Source organism: Streptomyces mayteni (assembly GCF_054783955.1).
This window is the reverse complement of sequence record NZ_BAAGPR010000011.1, coordinates 62,037-79,465: the sequence shown is the minus strand read 5'-3', so window position 1 is coordinate 79,465 and position 17,429 is coordinate 62,037. Positions and strand designations below refer to the sequence as shown.

14 protein-coding genes and 2 tRNA genes are annotated in these 17,429 nt (G+C 72.6%); 12 read left to right on the top strand and 4 right to left on the bottom strand.

Features of this window, described 5'->3' with window-relative positions; all coding sequences use genetic code 11:
* Window positions 1-558 precede the first annotated feature (558 nt).
* From ACYVPE_RS07900 to ACYVPE_RS07885, 4 genes are all read left to right on the top strand, one after another.
* Window positions 559-1,878 carry a sensor histidine kinase gene (locus ACYVPE_RS07900; protein WP_461032706.1) on the top strand — a complete coding sequence of 440 codons (1,320 nt, stop codon included), beginning with the start codon at window positions 559-561 and terminating at the stop codon, window positions 1,876-1,878.
* Window positions 1,875-2,579 carry a response regulator gene (locus ACYVPE_RS07895; RefSeq protein WP_461032705.1) on the top strand — a complete coding sequence of 235 codons (705 nt, stop codon included), beginning with the start codon at window positions 1,875-1,877 and terminating at the stop codon, window positions 2,577-2,579. The genes ACYVPE_RS07900 and ACYVPE_RS07895 overlap by 4 nt, the downstream gene beginning before the upstream one ends.
* 156 nt (window positions 2,580-2,735) lie before the next feature.
* The gene (locus tag ACYVPE_RS07890; protein ID WP_461032704.1) at window positions 2,736-3,827 is read left to right on the top strand and encodes an alpha/beta hydrolase; all 1,092 of its coding nucleotides are present in this window, start codon (window positions 2,736-2,738) and stop codon (window positions 3,825-3,827) included.
* Window positions 3,811-5,043 (top strand): acyltransferase family protein, encoded by a 1,233-nt coding sequence (locus ACYVPE_RS07885; protein ID WP_461032703.1) that lies wholly within the window; start codon window positions 3,811-3,813, stop codon window positions 5,041-5,043. The genes ACYVPE_RS07890 and ACYVPE_RS07885 overlap by 17 nt, the downstream gene beginning before the upstream one ends.
* A gap of 75 nt (window positions 5,044-5,118) precedes the next feature.
* Here ACYVPE_RS07885 and ACYVPE_RS07880 read toward each other — a convergent pair whose 3' ends face one another.
* The gene (locus tag ACYVPE_RS07880; RefSeq protein WP_461032702.1) at window positions 5,119-6,348 is read right to left on the bottom strand and encodes a GNAT family N-acetyltransferase; all 1,230 of its coding nucleotides are present in this window, start codon (window positions 6,346-6,348) and stop codon (window positions 5,119-5,121) included.
* A 127-nt stretch (window positions 6,349-6,475) separates the two neighbouring features.
* On the opposite strand from ACYVPE_RS07880, the gene ACYVPE_RS07875 reads away from it, so the two are divergent.
* Window positions 6,476-7,630 carry a SpoIIE family protein phosphatase gene (locus tag ACYVPE_RS07875; RefSeq protein ID WP_461032701.1) on the top strand — a complete coding sequence of 385 codons (1,155 nt, stop codon included), beginning with the start codon at window positions 6,476-6,478 and terminating at the stop codon, window positions 7,628-7,630.
* A 198-nt stretch (window positions 7,631-7,828) separates the two neighbouring features.
* A complete protein-coding gene (locus ACYVPE_RS07870) occupies window positions 7,829-8,710 on the top strand; it encodes a M23 family metallopeptidase (protein ID WP_461032700.1) in 882 nt (293 codons plus the stop codon).
* 160 nt (window positions 8,711-8,870) lie between these two features.
* Here ACYVPE_RS07870 and ACYVPE_RS07865 read toward each other — a convergent pair whose 3' ends face one another.
* A complete protein-coding gene (locus ACYVPE_RS07865; protein ID WP_461032699.1) occupies window positions 8,871-10,001 on the bottom strand; it encodes an acyltransferase family protein in 1,131 nt (376 codons plus the stop codon).
* 506 nt (window positions 10,002-10,507) lie between these two features.
* Here ACYVPE_RS07865 and ACYVPE_RS07860 point away from each other — a divergent pair.
* On the top strand, window positions 10,508-10,723 hold the full coding sequence (locus ACYVPE_RS07860) for a hypothetical protein (RefSeq protein ID WP_461032698.1): 216 nt from the start codon (window positions 10,508-10,510) through the stop codon (window positions 10,721-10,723).
* A gap of 62 nt (window positions 10,724-10,785) precedes the next feature.
* Here ACYVPE_RS07860 and ACYVPE_RS07855 read toward each other — a convergent pair.
* Window positions 10,786-10,856 (bottom strand) — tRNA-Gly (locus ACYVPE_RS07855).
* Between the two features lie 152 nt (window positions 10,857-11,008).
* Here ACYVPE_RS07855 and ACYVPE_RS07850 point away from each other — a divergent pair.
* The 5 genes from ACYVPE_RS07850 (at window position 11,009) to clpX (ending at window position 15,871) form a co-directional block, all read left to right on the top strand.
* Window positions 11,009-11,085, top strand: a tRNA-Pro gene (locus ACYVPE_RS07850).
* A 114-nt stretch (window positions 11,086-11,199) separates the two neighbouring features.
* Window positions 11,200-12,621 carry a trigger factor gene (gene tig / locus ACYVPE_RS07845; RefSeq protein ID WP_461032697.1) on the top strand — a complete coding sequence of 474 codons (1,422 nt, stop codon included), beginning with the start codon at window positions 11,200-11,202 and terminating at the stop codon, window positions 12,619-12,621.
* Between the two features lie 353 nt (window positions 12,622-12,974).
* Entirely contained in the window at window positions 12,975-13,580 is a 606-nt protein-coding gene (locus tag ACYVPE_RS07840; RefSeq protein WP_461032743.1) for an ATP-dependent Clp protease proteolytic subunit, read from the top strand.
* A gap of 65 nt (window positions 13,581-13,645) precedes the next feature.
* The gene (locus ACYVPE_RS07835; RefSeq protein WP_461032696.1) at window positions 13,646-14,296 is read left to right on the top strand and encodes an ATP-dependent Clp protease proteolytic subunit; all 651 of its coding nucleotides are present in this window, start codon (window positions 13,646-13,648) and stop codon (window positions 14,294-14,296) included.
* Window positions 14,297-14,575: 279 nt separating this feature from the next.
* Entirely contained in the window at window positions 14,576-15,871 is a 1,296-nt protein-coding gene (gene clpX / locus ACYVPE_RS07830) for an ATP-dependent Clp protease ATP-binding subunit ClpX (RefSeq protein ID WP_132815632.1), read from the top strand.
* A gap of 97 nt (window positions 15,872-15,968) precedes the next feature.
* Here the strand turns inward: clpX and ACYVPE_RS07825 are convergent, their stop codons facing one another.
* Window positions 15,969-17,129 carry a hypothetical protein gene (locus tag ACYVPE_RS07825; RefSeq protein WP_461032695.1) on the bottom strand — a complete coding sequence of 387 codons (1,161 nt, stop codon included), beginning with the start codon at window positions 17,127-17,129 and terminating at the stop codon, window positions 15,969-15,971.
* Between the last annotated feature and the right edge of the window lie 300 nt (window positions 17,130-17,429).

Sequence of the window (17,429 nt, the reverse complement as noted above, 5' to 3'; positions counted from 1 at the left end):
GCGGCGCAGCCGCCGAGGCCTCGGCCACCCTCGCCTGCGGCGCCCCGCCCATCCGCCGGAGCGGCGGGTGGGGGAGGGGCCGCGCGCGGTGATGGCTCTGGCCCAAGGGGGCCGGGCGGCGCAGCCGCCGAGGCCTCGGACCGGCCCAGCCCCGCGCGCAGCGCGCCCCTGCCCCCGTGCAGGGGTACCTCCCAGCCCCCGGACTCCGTCCGGGGCCCCACGGCTGGGGCCCGTTAGCTGGGGGAGGGGCCGCGCACGGTGATGGCCCTGGCCCATGGGGGCCGGGCGGCCTCGCCTCGCGCGAAGCGCGCCCCCTGCCGTGCGAGGCCCTGGCGGCTGCGCCGGACTCCGTCCGGGACGCCGACGGCCCCGGTCCATGGGGGCCGGGCGGCGCAGCCGCCGAGGCCCCGGGCCGGCCGGGTTCGCGCGCAGCGCGACTGCGCCGCGCGCAGCGCGAGAACGGGCTCGTGGGGGCACCTCCCAGCCGCCAGGCTGGGGGAGGGTGGGGAAAGCTCCCCGGCGGCCGCCCCCGGCCAGGAGGCCGTACGCTGGCGGATCGTGGCTCCAGGTTCCGAATCGCATGCCGGCCGGCTGCTCGGGCAGACCCGCCGGCAGGGCGCGCTGTTGTCCCAGGCGCTCGCCGCGCCCGAGGCCGGCGAGGCGCTGCTCGCCCGCGCGCCGAAGTTGTGGATGCGGCTGCTGCCGCACGTCCTCGCCGTCGCGCTGACCGCCTCGCTGCTGCCCACCACCGTGGTCGTCCTGTTGCACACCCACGGCCTGCCCGGCGGACTCGCCGGCCTGCTCGGCGTCGCGCAGACCGCGCCGCTGCTGCTGGCCGGGGCCCGGCCGCTGAGGGCCTGGTACGTCGTCTTCTGCGCCGACGTGCTGACCGCGCTCGCCCTCCTGGCCTGGGCCGGCGACCTGGGCAGCCAGTCGTGGCCGTGGCTGCCCGGCACGATCGTCGGCTACCTCGTCCTCTGCCTGTCGCTCTCCCTCCGGCTGCCCCGCCGCACCCTGGTCGCGGTGTGGCTGGTGACCCTGGTCGCCGCGATCCTGCTCGGCCTGCTGCGCCCCAGCCACTCGCCGGGCGCCAACGTGCTGTTCGTCGTCCTCTCCGGCGCGGTGCTGCTGGCCGGCGGCGCCGTGCGCGAACGCTCCGAGGCGCAGCGCAGGTTGGCCGAGCAGGAGACCATCAGCGAGGCCGAAAGGGCCCGCCGCACCCTGCTCGAGGAGCGCGCCAGGATCGCTCGCGAGCTGCACGACGTCGTCGCCCACCACATGTCGGTGATCACCGTGCAGGCCGACAGCGCCCCGTACCGGATCGAGGGCGTGCCGGAGCCGGCCCGCGCCGAGTTCGCCTCCATCGCCGACACCGCGCGCCGGTCGCTGGCGGAGATGCGGCGGCTGCTCGGCGTGCTGCGCGCCGAGAACTCAGGGGCCGAGGCGGAGCTGGTGCCGCAGCCGGGCCTCGACGAGATCGGCGCGCTGGTGGAGTCGGCGGTACGGGCCGGGGTCGCGGCCCGGCTGACGGTCACCGGCGAGCCGGCCGAACTGCCGCAGGCGATCGGCCTCAACGCCTACCGCATCGTGCAGGAGGCGCTGGCCAACGTCATACGGCACGCCCCGGGGGCCGCGGCGACGGTGCGCGTGGCCGTGCCCGAGGACCGTTCGGCGCTGCGCGTGGAGGTGGTCAACGACCCGCCGGCCAGCGCCGCGCCGCCCCTGGAGACGCAGGGCACCGGGCACGGTCTGGTCGGGATGCGGGAGCGAACCCGCCTGGTGGGCGGCACACTTGAGACCGGCCCGACGCCGGAGGGCGGCTTCCGGGTGGCGGCCGTCCTGCCGCTGGACGAACCAACCCCGGGGGAGACCGCATGACCAGCGCCACAGGCGCCACCAGCGCCATCACCGTGGCGATCGTCGACGACCAGGCGATGGTGCGGGCCGGGTTCGCGGCGCTGCTCGCCGCGCAGAGCGACATCGACGTGGTAGGCGAGGCGGTCAACGGGGCCGAGGGCGTGGAGCTCAGCCGCCGGCAGCACCCGGACGTGGTGCTGATGGACGTGCGGATGCCGGTGATGGACGGCCTGGAGGCGGCACGTCGGCTCCTCGACCCGCCGCCCGGGGTGGTGCACCGGCCGCGGGTGCTGATGCTCACCACCTTCGACGTGGACGACTACGTGTACGAGGCGCTGCGCGCCGGGGCCAGCGGCTTCCTGCTGAAGGACGCACCGCCGGCCGACCTGATCGCGGCGGTGCGGGTGGTGGCCGCCGGTGACGCGCTGCTCGCGCCCTCGGTGACGCGCCGGCTGATCGCCGACTTCGCCGCCAGGCCGGCCACCCCGCGCCGCCGGGACCCGGCGCTGCGGCTCAAGGGGCTGACGGCGCGCGAGCTCGAGGTGCTGGTGCTGGTGGCCAGGGGCCAGTCCAACCAGGAGATCGCGGCCACCCTCGTCGTGGCCGAGCAGACGGTGAAGACCCACGTCAGCCGCATCCTGGGCAAGCTGGGGCTGCGCGACCGCGCCCAGGCGGTGATCTTCGCCTACGAGTCGGGCGTGGTCGCCCCCGGCGACCAGTAGGCACCCCGGCTCCCCTTTCTCCCGGGCCCCCACCCCCTACTCCGGTATGACATCCGGAATAGCTCCGTCGTGTGACGCGGTGACGCGAGCCACCGCCGCACTCTCCCTCCCGTACGGCCGCCGGTCTCCTCGGCGGCCAGGAGAGGGAGGACCGTCATGCCGCGCCGTCGTCTCAAGCGGGTGCTGGCCACCGTAGCGCTCGCGTTGACCGCAGCCACCGCCACCGGCGGCTGGACGTTCGGGCCGCACACCACGATCGTCAGCGGCCCGCCGCCCGGGGCCGAGGCGTGGCTGGCCGACGACAGCCTCGGCGTCGCCCTCCCCGATCCGGCGGACGCGTCCCCCGCCGAGGTGGCCGCGTTCTTCGCCGGCCTCGGCCCCGCGCAGCGGCAGGACCTCGCCGCCCGGCACCCGCTCACCGTCGGCAACCTCGACGGCGCCCCCGTCGAGCTGCGGTACGCGGCGAACGCCCGCGCCTGGCAGGACCACTTCGGCACCGCGCCCGAGCCGGGACGCCAGCTGCTGGCCTTCGACCCGCGCGGCCGCGGCACCTTCGTCGAGGTGTTCGGCGACCTGCTCGCCGCCCGGCGCACCGCGGTCCTCGTGCCCGGCATGGACAACGACCTCGCCTCGCACGGCACCCCCCTCTCCTGGGCCGGAAGCCTGCACGCCGAGCTGACCGAGGACGCCCCCGGCGTGCCGACCGCCACCATCGCCTGGATCGGCTACACCACCCCCGACGGCGTCGGCCCCGACGTCGCCACCGACCGGCTCGCCAGCGCCGGCGCCCCGCGCCTCGACCGGTTCCTCGACGGCCTCGCGCACGCCGCCCCCGGCACCGCCCCGCCCACCGTGCTCTGCCACAGCTACGGCTCGGTCGTCTGCGGCCTCGCCGCCCGCGACGGGTTCGCCGCCGGCGACCTCGTCTTCCTCGGCAGCCCCGGCACCAGGGCCGGCACCGCGGACGCCCTGGGCACCGACGCCCGGGTGTGGGCCACCCGCGGCCCCCACGACTGGATCAGCGCGATCCCCAACGTCCAGGTGCTCGGCCTCGGCCACGGCACCGACCCCACAGAACCCGCGTACGGCGCCCGCGTCGTCACCTCCGACGACGTCGAGGGCCACGGCGGCTACGGCGAGCCGGGCACCGACGCGCTGCGCAACCTCTCCGCCATCACCCTGGGCGCCTACGAGCTGATCAGCTGCGCCCCGAACTCCCCGGAGTGCTCCGATGCCGCTGTCCGCTGATCTCCGCAACGTCGCCGCCGCGATCGAGGCCCGCACGCCCGCCCACCGGGACCGCGCCGTCGACGGGCTTCGGGCGCTGGCCCTGCTGTCGGTCCCGGCCGGGCACTGGCTGGTCGGCGGCTTCTCGCTGAACGGCGAGGGCGCCCTGCACAACGCCAGCCCGCTCGCCGCCCTCGGCGGTCTCGCCCCGGCCAGCTGGCTGTTCCAACTGCTCGGCATCTTCTTCCTGGTCGGCGGCTACTCCGCGGCGCACTCCCTGCGGCGGGCCACGGAGCGGGGCGTGCGCACCGGCACGTGGCTGCGCGGCCGGCTGGTACGTCTCGGGCGTCCGCTGCTCGGCGTGACGGCCGTGTGGGCGGCGCTGTTGCCGCTCCTTTCCCTGGCCGGGGTGCCGGGCACCACGCTGCGCACGGCGTCGGTGCTGGTGGTGCAGCCGCTGTGGTTCGTCGGCATCTACGCGGTGATCACCGCGCTCACCCCGTACGCGCTGCGCGCCGCCGAGCGGGCCGGGCTGTGGTCGGCGCTGCCGCTGCTGCTCTCGGTGGCCGTGGTGGACGCGTTGCGCTACGGGCCGTTCACGGACGCGATGCCGTCCTGGCTGGCGCTGCTGAACCTGCTGCCCGGCTGGCTGTTCGGCTACCAGCTCGGTCTGGTGTGGGGCGTGGGACGGCTGTCTCGGCGGTCGGCCGGCTGGCTGCTGCTCGGGGGTGGCGTGGTGCTGTTCGCCGTGCTGCTGACGGTCTTCGGCTACCCGGCGTCGATGGTCGGTGTGCCGGGCGAGGCCAGGACGAACTCCCACCCGCCGTCGCTGCTCGTGCTGGCGCTGGCCGCCGCGCAGTCGGGGGTGGCGGTGCTGGTGCGGGAGCGGCTCGCGGCGCTGTTGGCGCGGCCCGCGCTGTGGGCGCCGGTGGTGGTGATCAACCTCAGCGCGATGACGATCCTGTGCTGGCACCAGAGCGCGATGCTGGCCGCCGCGATCCCGGCCGCCGCGCTGAACGGCGGCGCCACGATCGCCGGCCTGACGGCGGACCCGACCTCGCTCGGCTGGGTGGCGGCGCGGCTGATGTGGCTGCCGCTCTTCGCGGTGCTGCTGGTCGGGATCGCCTCGCTGACCAGGCGCTTCGAGCAGCCGTGGACGGGCGCCTCGACCGGCCGGCGGGCGCTGGCCGGGGCGCTGGCGGCGGGGTTCTCGCTGTACGCCCTCGCCGTGGTGTGAATGGTGGTGTGAATGGTGGTGGTGTGAGTGTTCAGGTGCCGCCCGCGGGACGACCCGCGGGCGGCACGCCGCCGCTCAGAAGCCGTGCGGCAGCCACGGCGCCACCGCCGAGCCGAACGCCGTCGTCGCCACCTCCAGCGCGCCGGGCCGAGCCTCCCGCACCAGCCCGGCCCCGGCCAGCGCCGTCAACGTCGTGTCGCCCAGATACGCCGCCCCGAGCGCCCGGACGTCCACCGTCAGGTCGGCCGGGTCGGTGGTCGGCTCGCACACCGCCCCCTTCGGGTTGCCGCTGAGCCGCCAACGGCCCGTGTTCCACGGGCAGAAGTCGTCCTCGACGGCCAGCACCACGTCCACCTCGGTGCCGTACGTCCTGGCGGCGAGCGCCGCGCCCACCTCGACCGGCCGCAGGTACAGCCGGTCGGTGATCCGCACGTCGCAGCGGCGGACCTCGGAGACCAGCCGCAGCAGCGGGTCGTCAACCGGCCGGTTCGGGAGCCGCACGGTGGACATCAGGTCGGCCTCGCAGAGGAAGCGGAGCAGCGCGGCGTACGCCGCCGGCTCGGTCGCCTCCAGGTCGCGGACCAGCACGGCGCCCTCGGGACGGCTCTCCTCCCAGCGGGCTTTCAGCGTGTACCGCGCGTAGCCCACCAACTCCCCGTCCCGCTCGGCGAGTACGCAGCGCAGCTCGGAGGCGCCTTCCCGGTCACGTGGCGGGTCGAGCAGCGGCGCCTTCTCCCAGCCGGGTTGCCGCGCGAGCATGCCGGGGCGGTTCGGCACCAGGCGCGCGTACAGCGCCTCGCACCGGTCCAACGCCTCGGCCGGCTCCACCACGCGGAAGGTGATGCCCTCCGCGCCGGCCGGCACCGCGATCCCGACCCGGGCCGTGTCGATGGCCACCCGCATCATCCGGGTGGCCATGCCGTAGCCGTAGCGCCCGTAGATCGCGGCCTCGGAGGCGGTCAGCGCGGCCAGCGGCTCGCCGGCCGCGCGGTAGTCGTCGAGCGCCGACCGCATCATCCGGCGCAGCAGGCCGCGCCGCCGGTGGGTGGCGGCGACGCTCACCATCGTGATGCCGGCCGTCGGCACCAGGGCACCGCCCGGTACCGCCATCCGAAGGGAGAAGGCGCCGAAGGAACCGACGATGCGGTCGCCGTCCCAGGCGGCGATGGACCGATCGATTTCGGTCAGTTCTCGCCATAGTGCGCGTTCCTCGGGAGCGTCGGGTACGCCACCGAACGCCCATTCGAGACCGCCGTACCAGGCGTCCCAGTCCCCGGCCTCAAGACCGCGCAGCTCAATCGTCATATCACCATCCCTATCAGCGCAGTCATCACGGGGCGACACAATTTCCTCACCACAGGTGTCCCGTACGCGTATCCGAACCTGGCAAAGGTTCGACGTGCCACCGAACGGGTGGATAAGGTCCCTGGTCATGGCACGCGGCAGCGAGACTGCACCGAGGAGCACCCGCAGACAGCGGGCCCAGAAGGCCGTCCACCGCGTCCGGGTCGGAATGCGTCGTTCCGCCGTCGACTACTTCCGGGGCGGCGGCTCCGACTGGTTGGCCTTCGGCGCCCTGCTCGCCACCGTCCCGGTGCTGAGCTTCGCCACCGTGGCCTGGCCGGAATGGTGCCCGCCCGAGGCGCTGGTCCTGCCCCTGGTCGCCGGCGGCCTCCTGCTGCGGCCGGCCAGCCTGCTCGGCCTCTACGCCGTCGTCGCCACCGCGCTGGTGCTGGAGACCGCCCTGATGGACTCCCGCCGCGGCGACCCCGATCCGGTCACGCCTGGCACCATCCTGGTGGTGGCCGCCGTCGCCCTGACCGGGTTGCTGATAGCCCAGTTCCGCAGCCGGGTCGGCGTGCCCTGGCGGCGCGGCGGCACCATGCTGTTCGACCTGCGGGAACGTATCCGCGCCCAGGGCGCGCTGCCGCCGCTGCCGAAGGGCTGGCACCGCGAGGTCTCGCTGCGGCCGGCCGGCGGCCAGTCGTTCTCCGGCGACTTCGTGGTCGCCTCCCGCACCGGCGCCGACCGGCGCACCCTGGAGGTCGTGCTCACCGACGTCTCGGGCAAGGGCATGGACGCGGCCTCCCGCTCGCTGCTGCTCTCCGGCGCCTTCGGCGGCCTGCTCGGCTCGCTGCCGCCGCACGCCTTCCTGCCCGCCGCCAACGGCTACCTGCTCCGGCAGAACTGGGACGAGGGCTTCGCCACCTCGGCCCATCTGGTGCTCGACCTCGACACCGGCGACTTCGAGCTGCTGTCCGCCGGGCACCTGCCCGCCGTCCAGCTCAACGCCGGCACCGGCCGCTGGCAGGAGATCGCGGCCGAGGGTCCGCTGCTCGGCGTCTACGACGGCGCCGAGTTCCACCCGGCCAAGGGCACGCTGCGCCGCGGCGACGTGCTGATGCTGTTCACGGACGGCCTGGTGGAGCGCTCGGACCGCGACCTCTCGGAGGGCGTCGACCGGCTCACCGGCGAGGCCGACCGCTATGTGACGACCGGCTTCCGCGGCGCCGCCTGGCACCTGATCGAGTCGGTCGCCAAGGACGTCAACGACGACCGGGCGCTGCTGATCATCAGCCGCGAGTAGGCCGGTTGGGCCGGGAGGTGACCGCCGCGGCGGTCACCCGGCGGGGCGGAATGTCGCCACGCGCCGCTGACGCTCCGACAGGCCGCGCTGAACTGCGTCGATGGGCCGGCCCCCGGGCGCCGGCCTGTGCGCCGATCGGCGGTGCGGCCGGCGACCCGGCGGATGCGGGACCCGGCGCCCTGCCGTTGGCTCGGAGCCATGAGCCGATCCACGAACCGATCCACGAACCGATCCACGGAGCAGGGCCGGAACCGCCCTTCGAACCGATCGACGAGCCGCCCCGCGGGCCGCGCCACGGGCCGGCCGGTCGCCGCGCCGCCGAGCCGCGCCACCCGCCGGCCGACCGGTCAGGAGGCCCGCGCCGGCGAACGACATCGACGCCCCAGGGCGAGCTTCCGCACCCGGCTGGCCCGCCGGGCACTCGGCGGCGCCGCGTTGGGCGCCGTCGTGCTGGTCGGGCCCTGGACGGCCGCCGCCGCCGGCCAGGCGGGGGCGGCCGACATGGCCCCGACCTCGCCGCGACTTCCCGGCGCGGCCGGCCCGTTGGCCCACCCGAAGCCGACCCGTGGCGGCGACGCGTACCTCCCGTACGCGCCGACCTTCGGGCCGCTGCCCGTCTTCGACGGACGACCGAAGGCCGCGAAGGACGACGGCGTCGTGGACGGCTGGACCAGCCCGGTGAGCGGCTTCCCGGTCACCGCCGTCTACGCCCAACCCGGCGGCTGGGCGGCCGGCCACCACACGGGCGTGGACTTCGCCACCCCGGTCGGCACCCCGATCCGGGCCGTCGGCCCAGGCACCGTGGTGCTCGCCGAGTACAACGGCGCCTACGGCAACCACGTGGTCGCGAAGATGACGGACGGCCACTACGTCCTCTACGCCCACCTCGCCGAGCTGGCCGTCCGCGCCGGGCAGCGGATCGAGGGCGGCACCCGGGTCGGCGACTCGGGCAACACCGGCAACAGCACGGGCCCGCACCTGCACTTCGAGGTACGCGCCGGCCGCGCCTACGGCACCGACGTCGACCCCATCGGCTACCTGAAGTCCCACGGCATCGCCGTCGACGTAGGGCCTGCCTGACGACTCCCGGCGGGCTCGCGACGACTGGCATCCCGGCTGGCTGCGTTACCGAATCGCGCGAGTACGGACAAGTACGAGCTGCGATCCGGCGCCTTGCCAGCCGGGCGCCATCCGCCGCTCGCTGATCCGCCGCGAGCCGTCAGGCAGGCCCTCGGCCGGGTCAGCCGGACCGCGCGGGGCGGGGGCTCGTAGGCCGGCGCGCCTCCTTGGTGAACGCCCAGTCCATCGAGGGCTCCACCAGGTGGCGGAAGACCCGCCGGACCGGGCGCGTGCACAGGACCGTGATCACGGCGGCGCCGATCAGGGTGACCAGCACCCGCCCGGCCGGGGAGTTGACCCAGTCCACCGCGTACCAGTCCCACCAGCGCGAGCCCTTGGCGATGAAGCCGTGCAGCAGGTAGCCGTAGATGGTGCCGGCGCCCAACGACGTGAACCAGGTGCGGCGGGTCGGCACCAACGCCAGGAAGGCGGCCGTCAGCAGCAGCCCGACGGCGAAGAGCGAGAGGCTGGCGGCCACTCCGACCCAGGCGCTCGACCCCATCTCCTGCGCGCTGTGCGTCCGGTAGAACCAGTTGTGCTCCACCCGTGGCGACACCCAGAACGCCGTGGCCAGGCCGGTCGCGAGCACCGCGACCGCCACCGGGCGCGCTCGCCGGTGGCGCAGCAGTTCGAAGTGTTCGGGCCGCAGCAGCAGGCCGAGCACGAAGAAGGGGAGGAACTGGAGCACCCGCTGGATGTTGAGGTCGTCGCCGAGGTGCGGCGAGACGGAGGCGAGCGCCGCGATGGTCAGCGCGACCGGCAGCGGCCAGCGGACGATCCGCCAGATCGGGGCGGTGAGCCGCCACACGAAGAGCGCGATCAGGAACCAGGTGACGTAGTAGGGGTCGAGCAGGCTGAAGGGGTAGTCGGGGTCGTCGCCGCCCCATCGCTTGAACAGGATGTAGGCGACCTCGAACAGCAGGTAGGGGATGCCGATGCCGGTGATGAGGCGCTTGAGCTGCTCGGGGCGGCCGGTGAAGCCGCGTGAGAAGTAGCCCGCGAGCAGGATGAACGCCGGCATGTGGAAGGCGTAGACGAAGTCGTAGAGGGCGGACGCGGTGCGCGAGTCGCCGCGCAGTGGGGTCCACGCGTGCCCGATGGCGACCAGCACGATCGCCAGGTACTTGGCGTTGTCGAAGAAGGGGTCCCGCGGCTTGACCTGGGCCGGACCGTCCGTGACCGTCGGTGGGGGGTCGGCCGCCGTGGCCCGGGCCGCGGGCAGGGAGGCGTCTTGATTACGGACGTGCAACATTGTCCGCACGATAGTGCTTCGTCGCGGCATCCGTAAATTCACCCGGCGGCACGCCGTACGCCATTCGAAGATCACGTCGATGAATCACGACTACCCCGTGGAAATCCCGGGAAGCAGCCGGGAAACCATCCCCCACATGACCGAAATCATGTGATGTGCCCCGCTTAAATGGTGCGTATCGCCCGGTGATGCGACGTCCGTGCCCGCGTTCTCGTCGGCCGGGAAAGGGATTTCGTCAGCGCGTCGCGGAGAATCGGCGAACACCCGTGACGGCGCTGGGGAATTCGTCGCGCGGCACGCATGAACCGCTAACGGGCGGGTAACGGGTCACCTCGGTACCTGGGATGGCCCCGGATGGCGCGATGCGTCGTGTGACATGGGCGGCGCGATGGCCATCAACCTCCCCGGGAGGCCGAGTTGATGGCACGATGGACCCAGCGGGGGTGTGGCGGCCGTGGTCAGGCCCCTGACGGAGCGAGGCGGATCTTTCGAAGGTGTGATCTGTTGTGGTTATCTCATTCTCCCTGGCCCTGCTGTTCGGAGTGATCATGTTCTTCATGATCCGGGGCGGCGCCATAAGGTGGGGACCGGCCATCGTGGCGATCCTCTTCGGCTTCTCCCTCGCCTCCACCGGGGCCGCCGACCCCATAAACGACTTCCTGACGTCGATCACCGACGGCGTCAACGACGTCGACGACTCCATCAACAGCTCGGGCGACTGACGCCACGGCAGGCCGTCCAGTCATGACGAAGGCCCGGCCCCCATGGGGACCGGGCCGGGCTGAGCGGGCGACGGGAATCGAACCCGCGTAGCTGGTTTGGAAGACCAGGGCTCTACCATTGAGCTACGCCCGCGTTCGGCCGACAGCGTCGGCTGCGGCACGTCCAGCATCGTACCAGCGCACCGCCGGTCCCCGGCCGGCGTGAAGGGCTTCGGGGACCTCGGCGGACGGTGCCGCGCGGCCGGCGCTGTACGCTACGTGTCGCGTCGTGAGCCACGACCGCGGCGGGGTGTGGCGCAGCTTGGTAGCGCGTCCGCTTTGGGAGCGGAAGGCCGTCGGTTCGAATCCGGCCACCCCGACCACGTACGATGAGTAGCCTGCGCGGCCCAGGTGTGTCCGCAACCGGGGCCGCCGCACAGCTTCGGCCCAGGACAAGTTCGCAACCTCCCCAGATGTCAGCCCCAAGGAGACCTACCGTGAAGAGCGCCGTGGAGACCCTGAACCCCACCCGGGTTCGGCTCACTGTCGAGGTGCCCTTCGAGGAGCTCAAGCCCAGCCTCGACGCGGCGTACCGGAAGATCAACCAGCAGGTCCAGGTGCCCGGTTTCCGGAAGGGCAAGATCCCGGCGCGCGTCATCGACCAGCGGTTCGGGCGCGGGGCCGTCCTGGAGGAGGCCGTCAACGAGGCGCTCCCCAAGTTCTACACCGAGGCCGTCACCGAGGGTGAGCTCACCCCGCTCGGTCAGCCCGACGTGGACATCACCGAGCTCCGCGACAACGAGCTGCTGACCTTCACCGCCGAGGTCGACATCCGCCCCGAGATCGCCATCCCCGACTACTCGGGCATCGCGGTCACGGTCGACGCCGTCGAGGTCCCCGAAGAGGACGTGGACGAGGCCGTCGGGCGGCTGCGCGAGCGCTTCGCCTCCACCACGGTCGTCGAGCGCGCCGCCGCCGACGGCGACGTCGTCAAGATCGACCTGGAGGCCAGGGTCGACGGCGAGGTCCTGGCCGACGGCGTGGCCGACGGCGTCGACTACACCATCGGCTCGGGCCAGATGCTCGACGGTCTCGACGAGGCCGTCACCGGCCTGGAGGCCGGCGGCACCGCCACCTTCACCAGCGAGCTCAAGGGCGGCTCGGCCGCCGGCAGCGAGGCCGAGATCTCGGTCACCGTGGCCACCGTCTCCTCCCGCGAACTGCCCGAGCTCGACGACGACTTCGCCCAGCTCGCCAGCGAGTACGACACCCTGGACGAGCTGCGCGCCTCGCACCGCGAGCGGCTCGTCGAGGAGAAGAAGTACGAGCAGGCCACCGAGGCCCAGGAGAAGGTCCTCGACGCGCTGCTCGAGCTGGTCGAGGTCCCGATCCCGCAGAAGCTCCTCGCGGACGAGATCGAGACCCGCAAGCACAACCTCGAGCACCACCAGCTCTCCCAGCTCGGCATGGACCTCGACGGCTACCTCAAGCTCCAGGAGAAGACGGCCGAGGAGTACGAGGCCGAGCTCAGGGAGCAGTCGGAGAAGGGCATCCGCACCCAGTTCGTACTGGACGAGATCGCCAAGGTCGAGAAGCTGAACGTCAGCCAGGACGAGCTCACCGAGCACCTGGTGCGCCGCTCCCAGTCCTCCGGCATGAGCCCCGACCAGTTCGCCAAGGCCGTGGTCGAGGGCGGCCAGGTCCAGGTGCTGGTCGGCGAGGTCCGCCGCGGCAAGGCGCTGGCCGCCGTCGTGGAGTCGGTCACCGTCACCGACACCGAGGGCAACGACGTCAAGCTCGACGAGGACGAGGTCGAGGAGAGCGCGGCGGCCGCCACCGAGACCGCCGAGAGCGGCGCCGAGGCGGCCGAGGCCGAGACCGCCGCCGCGGGCGACGAGGCGGGCACGAAGTCCGACTGAGCATCGTTCGGGGCCGGACGCGTTTCGTGTCCGGCCCCGAACTGCTCTCCGGCCCCTTCTCGCGCGGCGGTTCCCGGCGGCGACCGCGGGCCGGCGCGTCAGCAGGTCGGGCGAAGTGTGTTTCGGTTCCCGGCGCCTGAAGGGACGCCGGGAAGGCGGCGGCGAGTCGTGGTACTCCCACTCCCAGCGGAGCGCCCAGGCGGCACCCTGCGCTCACAGCGAACAGTTCCCTGGTCGGGGATGGGTCCGTCAGCACCGCGCGTTAGGGTCCCTAGATACAACCCAGATGTCGAGCGACGGTCCGGGCGCCTGCCTGGCCGTTACGAGAATGAGCAGGTGGATACGTGACGCTCATGAAGCCCTCCGCCATGGCGGAGCCAACGCACGGCGGCCTCGGCGATCAGGTCTACAACCGGCTCCTCGACGAGCGGATCATCTTCCTTGGGCAGCCGGTCGACGATGACATCGCCAACCGGATCACCGCGCAGCTGCTGCTGCTCGCCGCCGATCCCGAGAAGGACATCTTCCTTTACATCAACAGCCCGGGCGGCTCGATCACGGCCGGCATGGCGATCTACGACACCATGCAGTACATCAAGAACGACGTGGTCACCATCGCCATGGGCCTCGCGGCCTCGATGGGGCAGTTCCTGCTGACCGCCGGCGCCGCGGGCAAGCGCTTCGCGCTGCCGAACGCCGAGGTGCTGATCCACCAGCCCTCCGCCGGTCTGGCCGGCTCCGCGTCGGACATCAAGATCCACGCCGAGCAGCTGCTGCGCACCAAGCGCAAGATGGCGACGCTGTCCGCCCAGCACTCGGGCGTCAGCGAGGAGCAGTGGGAGCGGGACGCCGACCGGGACCGGTGGTTCAGCGCCGAGGAGGCCAGGGACTACGGCCTGCTCGACCGGGTCATCAACAGCGCCGCCGACATCGCGGGCGGCGGCGGCACGGGCGCCTGAGCGGCCGGTAGCCCGAGCCCCGACAGCCTCCGATCGCAGTCCAATACCAAGGCGGTAGAGAGACGATGAACAACATCCCCGGTTCCGGCATCTACGACCGACTCCGCGCCGAGGGCCGCTACGTGGTCCCGCGCTTCATCGAGCGCACCTCGCAGGGCGTGCGCGAGTACGACCCGTACGCCAAGCTCTTCGAGGAGCGGGTGATCTTCCTCGGCGTGCAGATCGACGACGCGTCGGCCAACGACGTGATGGCGCAGCTGCTCTGCCTGGAGTCGATGGACCCGGACCGCGACATCCAGATCTACATCAACAGCCCGGGCGGTTCCTTCACCGCGCTGACGGCCATCTACGACACCATGGAGTTCGTCAAGCCGGACATCCAGACGGTGTGCATGGGCCAGGCGGCCTCCGCCGCCGCGGTCCTGCTGGCGGCCGGCACCCGCGGCAAGCGGATGGCGCTGCCCAACGCCCGGATCCTGATCCACCAGCCGTACAGCGAGACCGGTCGCGGCCAGGTCTCCGACCTGGAGATCGCGGCCCGCGAGGTCCAGCGGATGCGCGTCCAGCTTGAGCAGATGCTGGCCAAGCACTCCAACACGGCGATCGAGCAGGTCAGCGACGACATCGAGCGGGACAAGATCCTCACCGCCGAGGAGGCCGTGAGCTACGGTCTGGTGGACCAGATCGTCACCACCCGCTCCACCACCGCGGTCTGAACCCCGGCGCCCGGCTTCCGAGCCCCGGCCACCCGGACCGTGACGCACCGCCCCGCACGAAAAAGGGCACCATCTCGCACCACCCCGCACGACCCAGTAACACACATCAGGCGACAACCGAGACGAGCGACTGGCCGCCCCCTTTGGGCGGGAAGGCCCCGGCGAGGGGGATTCCCGTCAAGGGGGGCCTATCCGCCGGGGCGACAAGGTACCGTCGTCTTCAGGCAAGCATGAGCGCGCCGTCTCCCCGGCGGTGCGCAGGCGAAGGGGAAGCACCTCGTGGCACGCATCGGTGATGGCGGCGATCTGCTCAAGTGCTCGTTCTGCGGCAAGAGCCAGAAACAGGTGAAGAAGCTCATCGCGGGCCCGGGGGTCTACATCTGCGACGAGTGCATCGAGCTCTGCAACGAGATCATCGAGGAGGAGCTTGCCGAGTCCTCGGAGTCCGATCTCGGCGAGCTGCCGAAGCCGCGGGAGATCTTCGACTTCCTGGAGAGCTACGTCGTCGGCCAGGAGGACGCCAAGAAGGCGCTCTCGGTGGCCGTCTACAACCACTACAAGCGGGTGCGGGCCAGCGAGGCCGACGGTCAGTCGCGTGACGAGGCCATCGAGCTCTCCAAGTCCAACATCCTGCTGCTCGGCCCCAGCGGCTCCGGCAAGACCCTGCTCGCCCAGACGCTGGCCAGGATGCTCAACGTCCCCTTCGCCATCACCGACGCCACCGCGCTCACCGAGGCCGGCTACGTCGGTGAGGACGTGGAGAACATCCTGCTCAAGCTGATCCAGGCCGCCGACTACGACATCAAGAAGGCCGAGCAGGGGATCATCTACATCGACGAGATCGACAAGGTGGCGCGGAAGAGCGAGAACCCGTCGATCACCAGGGACGTCTCGGGCGAGGGCGTCCAGCAGGCCCTGCTGAAGATCCTGGAGGGCACCACCGCCGCGGTGCCGCCGCAGGGCGGGCGCAAGCACCCGCACCAGGAGTTCCTGCAGATCGACACGTCGAACGTGCTCTTCATCGTCGGTGGCGCCTTCGCCGGCCTCGACGAGATCGTGCGCGCCAGGTCGGGCGCCCGCGGCATCGGCTTCGGCGCCGACATCCGCTCCAAGCGGGACCGCGGCTCGGCCGAGCTGCTGCGCGAGGCGCTCCCCGAGGACCTGGTCAAGTACGGCATGATCCCCGAGTTCATCGGCCGGCTGCCGGTGATCACCTCCGTGCAGAACCTGGACCGCGAGGCGCTGCTCAGGATCCTGGTCGAGCCGCGGAACGCGCTGGTGAAGCAGTACCAGCGGCTCTTCGAGATCGACGGCGTCGAGCTGGAGTTCACGCTGCCGGCGCTGGAGGCCATCGCCGACCAGGCGATCCTGCGCGGCACCGGCGCCCGGGCGCTGCGCGCGATCATCGAGGAGGTGCTGATGTCGGTGATGTACGAGGTGCCCTCCCGGCCCGACGTCGGCCAGGTCGTGATCACCGAGGACGTGGTGCGGTCGAACGTCAACCCGACGCTGGTGCCCCGCTCCCGGCTGGCCAAGCAGCGCGGCTCGGTGCCGCCGCACGAGAAGACGGCCTGAGCGGCCGCCACCCGATCGAACCCGATCAAAGGAGAGGGGCCCGACACCGGAATCCGGTGTCGGGCCCCTCACCTGTCGCCGGGGTGCGCCCCCTCGGTCAGCCCTCGGACTCGGCGCCGCCCTCGGCCGGCTGCAGCGCGTCGAGGCGCAGCTGCCTGGCGATCTCGGCCGCGTCGGCCAGCGGCATCGTCTCGGGCGCCGTCATCTCCGGGATCTCGTCCGAGTTCGGGTCGAAGTCCGCGGGCAGTCCTGGCATCCCCTGGTAGATCAGCAGGCCGATGGTGCTGAAGTCGGCCCAGATGCAGACCGGCGCCTCGATCACGTAGCCCAGGGTGGGCTCGGGCTCGGTGCCCCTGACCAGCTGGCACTTGAGCACCACCTCGTCGTCGGAGAAGTTCTCCGGGCTGCCGACGAGCTCCATCTGCTCCGACTCCTCGGCCGAGGCCTCGGACGCGGCCAGGCCGAACATCCCGTCGACGACGGCCGTGGGGTCGGGCACCTCGCCCCAGAGGCCCCCCGCCATCAGGTAGGTGCCGTCCGGGTCGGGGATCTCCGCCGTGGCGTCGAAGTCCGCGTAGGCGCCGCTCTCACCCTCCATGTTCTCGACGCCCATCTCGGCCTGCTCCTCCTCGTTGGGGAGGTCGAGGCCGCTCTCGCCTGGCACCCGGTCGAAGTCCCCGGTGGCGTCGGGCAGCGACACCGTGAACCGGCTGCCGTCGTCGGAGCTCGGACCGTTGCCGGCGTCGTCGCCGCTGGTCAGGAAGTACACGCCGCCGCCGATCACGGCGAGCGCCGCCACGACGGCCACCGCGATCAGGCCGGTGCGCTTCCGCCCACCGCCACCGCCACCCGCCGGCTGGCCGTAGGAGGCCGGATCACCGTAGGGCGGCTGTCCCGGCGGCTGCTGGCCGGGAAACTGGCCGGGCGAATGCAGTTCGAAGGCGCCGGGCTGCTGCGGCTGGCCGTACGGCCCAGGCTGCTGCGGCTGGCCGTAGGGGGGCTGCTGCGGCGGCTGCTGCCCGTAGCCGCCGGGCGGCGGCGGGGGAGGGCCGGGCTGAGCCGGCTGACCCGGCTGCCCCGGGGTCTGCGGATAGCCGTAACCAGGCGAGCCCGAGGCGCCTGGCGCCCCGGGCTGCGCGTACGGATTCGGACCGCCGGCCGGCGGACCCTGCTGCGGCACCCCGTACGGCCCGGGCTGGCCGGGCGGCGGGCCCTGCGGGGGCTGCTGCCCGTAGGGACCCGGCTGGTTCTGACTCATTTGCATACCCCTTGTGCGGAGGTTCACCAATCGGATTAGCGAAACGTAGCGGACATGTGGCAGGGTGTTACCTGCACGCCCGGCGCCCAGGCGACGTCGGGCACCCTCCTCGGCCGAGCCCTGTGGCCCGGCCGACCAGCGTCCGGAGGGACGTGCCACGCGGGCTGACGGCCACTGTCGTTCAGTACCAGGGCACGAAGGCGATCGGCTCGCAAGGCTGAGCAATGCTCAGGCTCGCTATGCCCATCAGAGACGCTCCTCAGGATTGCCTGTGCACATCCTGTCGGACGGGGTGCGGTT

Coding starts and splice junctions, on each gene's coding strand:
- ACYVPE_RS07875 (WP_461032701.1), top strand. CDS start 6,476: ATGGCACGCGGCAGCGAGACTGCACCGAGGAGCACCCGCAGACAGCGG.
- ACYVPE_RS07870 (WP_461032700.1), top strand. CDS start 7,829: ATGAGCCGATCCACGAACCGATCCACGAACCGATCCACGGAGCAGGGC.
- ACYVPE_RS07865 (WP_461032699.1), bottom strand. CDS start 10,001: ATGTTGCACGTCCGTAATCAAGACGCCTCCCTGCCCGCGGCCCGGGCC.
- ACYVPE_RS07840 (WP_461032743.1), top strand. CDS start 12,975: ATGAAGCCCTCCGCCATGGCGGAGCCAACGCACGGCGGCCTCGGCGAT.
- ACYVPE_RS07880 (WP_461032702.1), bottom strand. CDS start 6,348: ATGACGATTGAGCTGCGCGGTCTTGAGGCCGGGGACTGGGACGCCTGG.
- ACYVPE_RS07895 (WP_461032705.1), top strand. CDS start 1,875: ATGACCAGCGCCACAGGCGCCACCAGCGCCATCACCGTGGCGATCGTC.
- ACYVPE_RS07825 (WP_461032695.1), bottom strand. CDS start 17,129: ATGAGTCAGAACCAGCCGGGTCCCTACGGGCAGCAGCCCCCGCAGGGC.
- ACYVPE_RS07885 (WP_461032703.1), top strand. CDS start 3,811: ATGCCGCTGTCCGCTGATCTCCGCAACGTCGCCGCCGCGATCGAGGCC.
- ACYVPE_RS07835 (WP_461032696.1), top strand. CDS start 13,646: ATGAACAACATCCCCGGTTCCGGCATCTACGACCGACTCCGCGCCGAG.
- ACYVPE_RS07890 (WP_461032704.1), top strand. CDS start 2,736: ATGCCGCGCCGTCGTCTCAAGCGGGTGCTGGCCACCGTAGCGCTCGCG.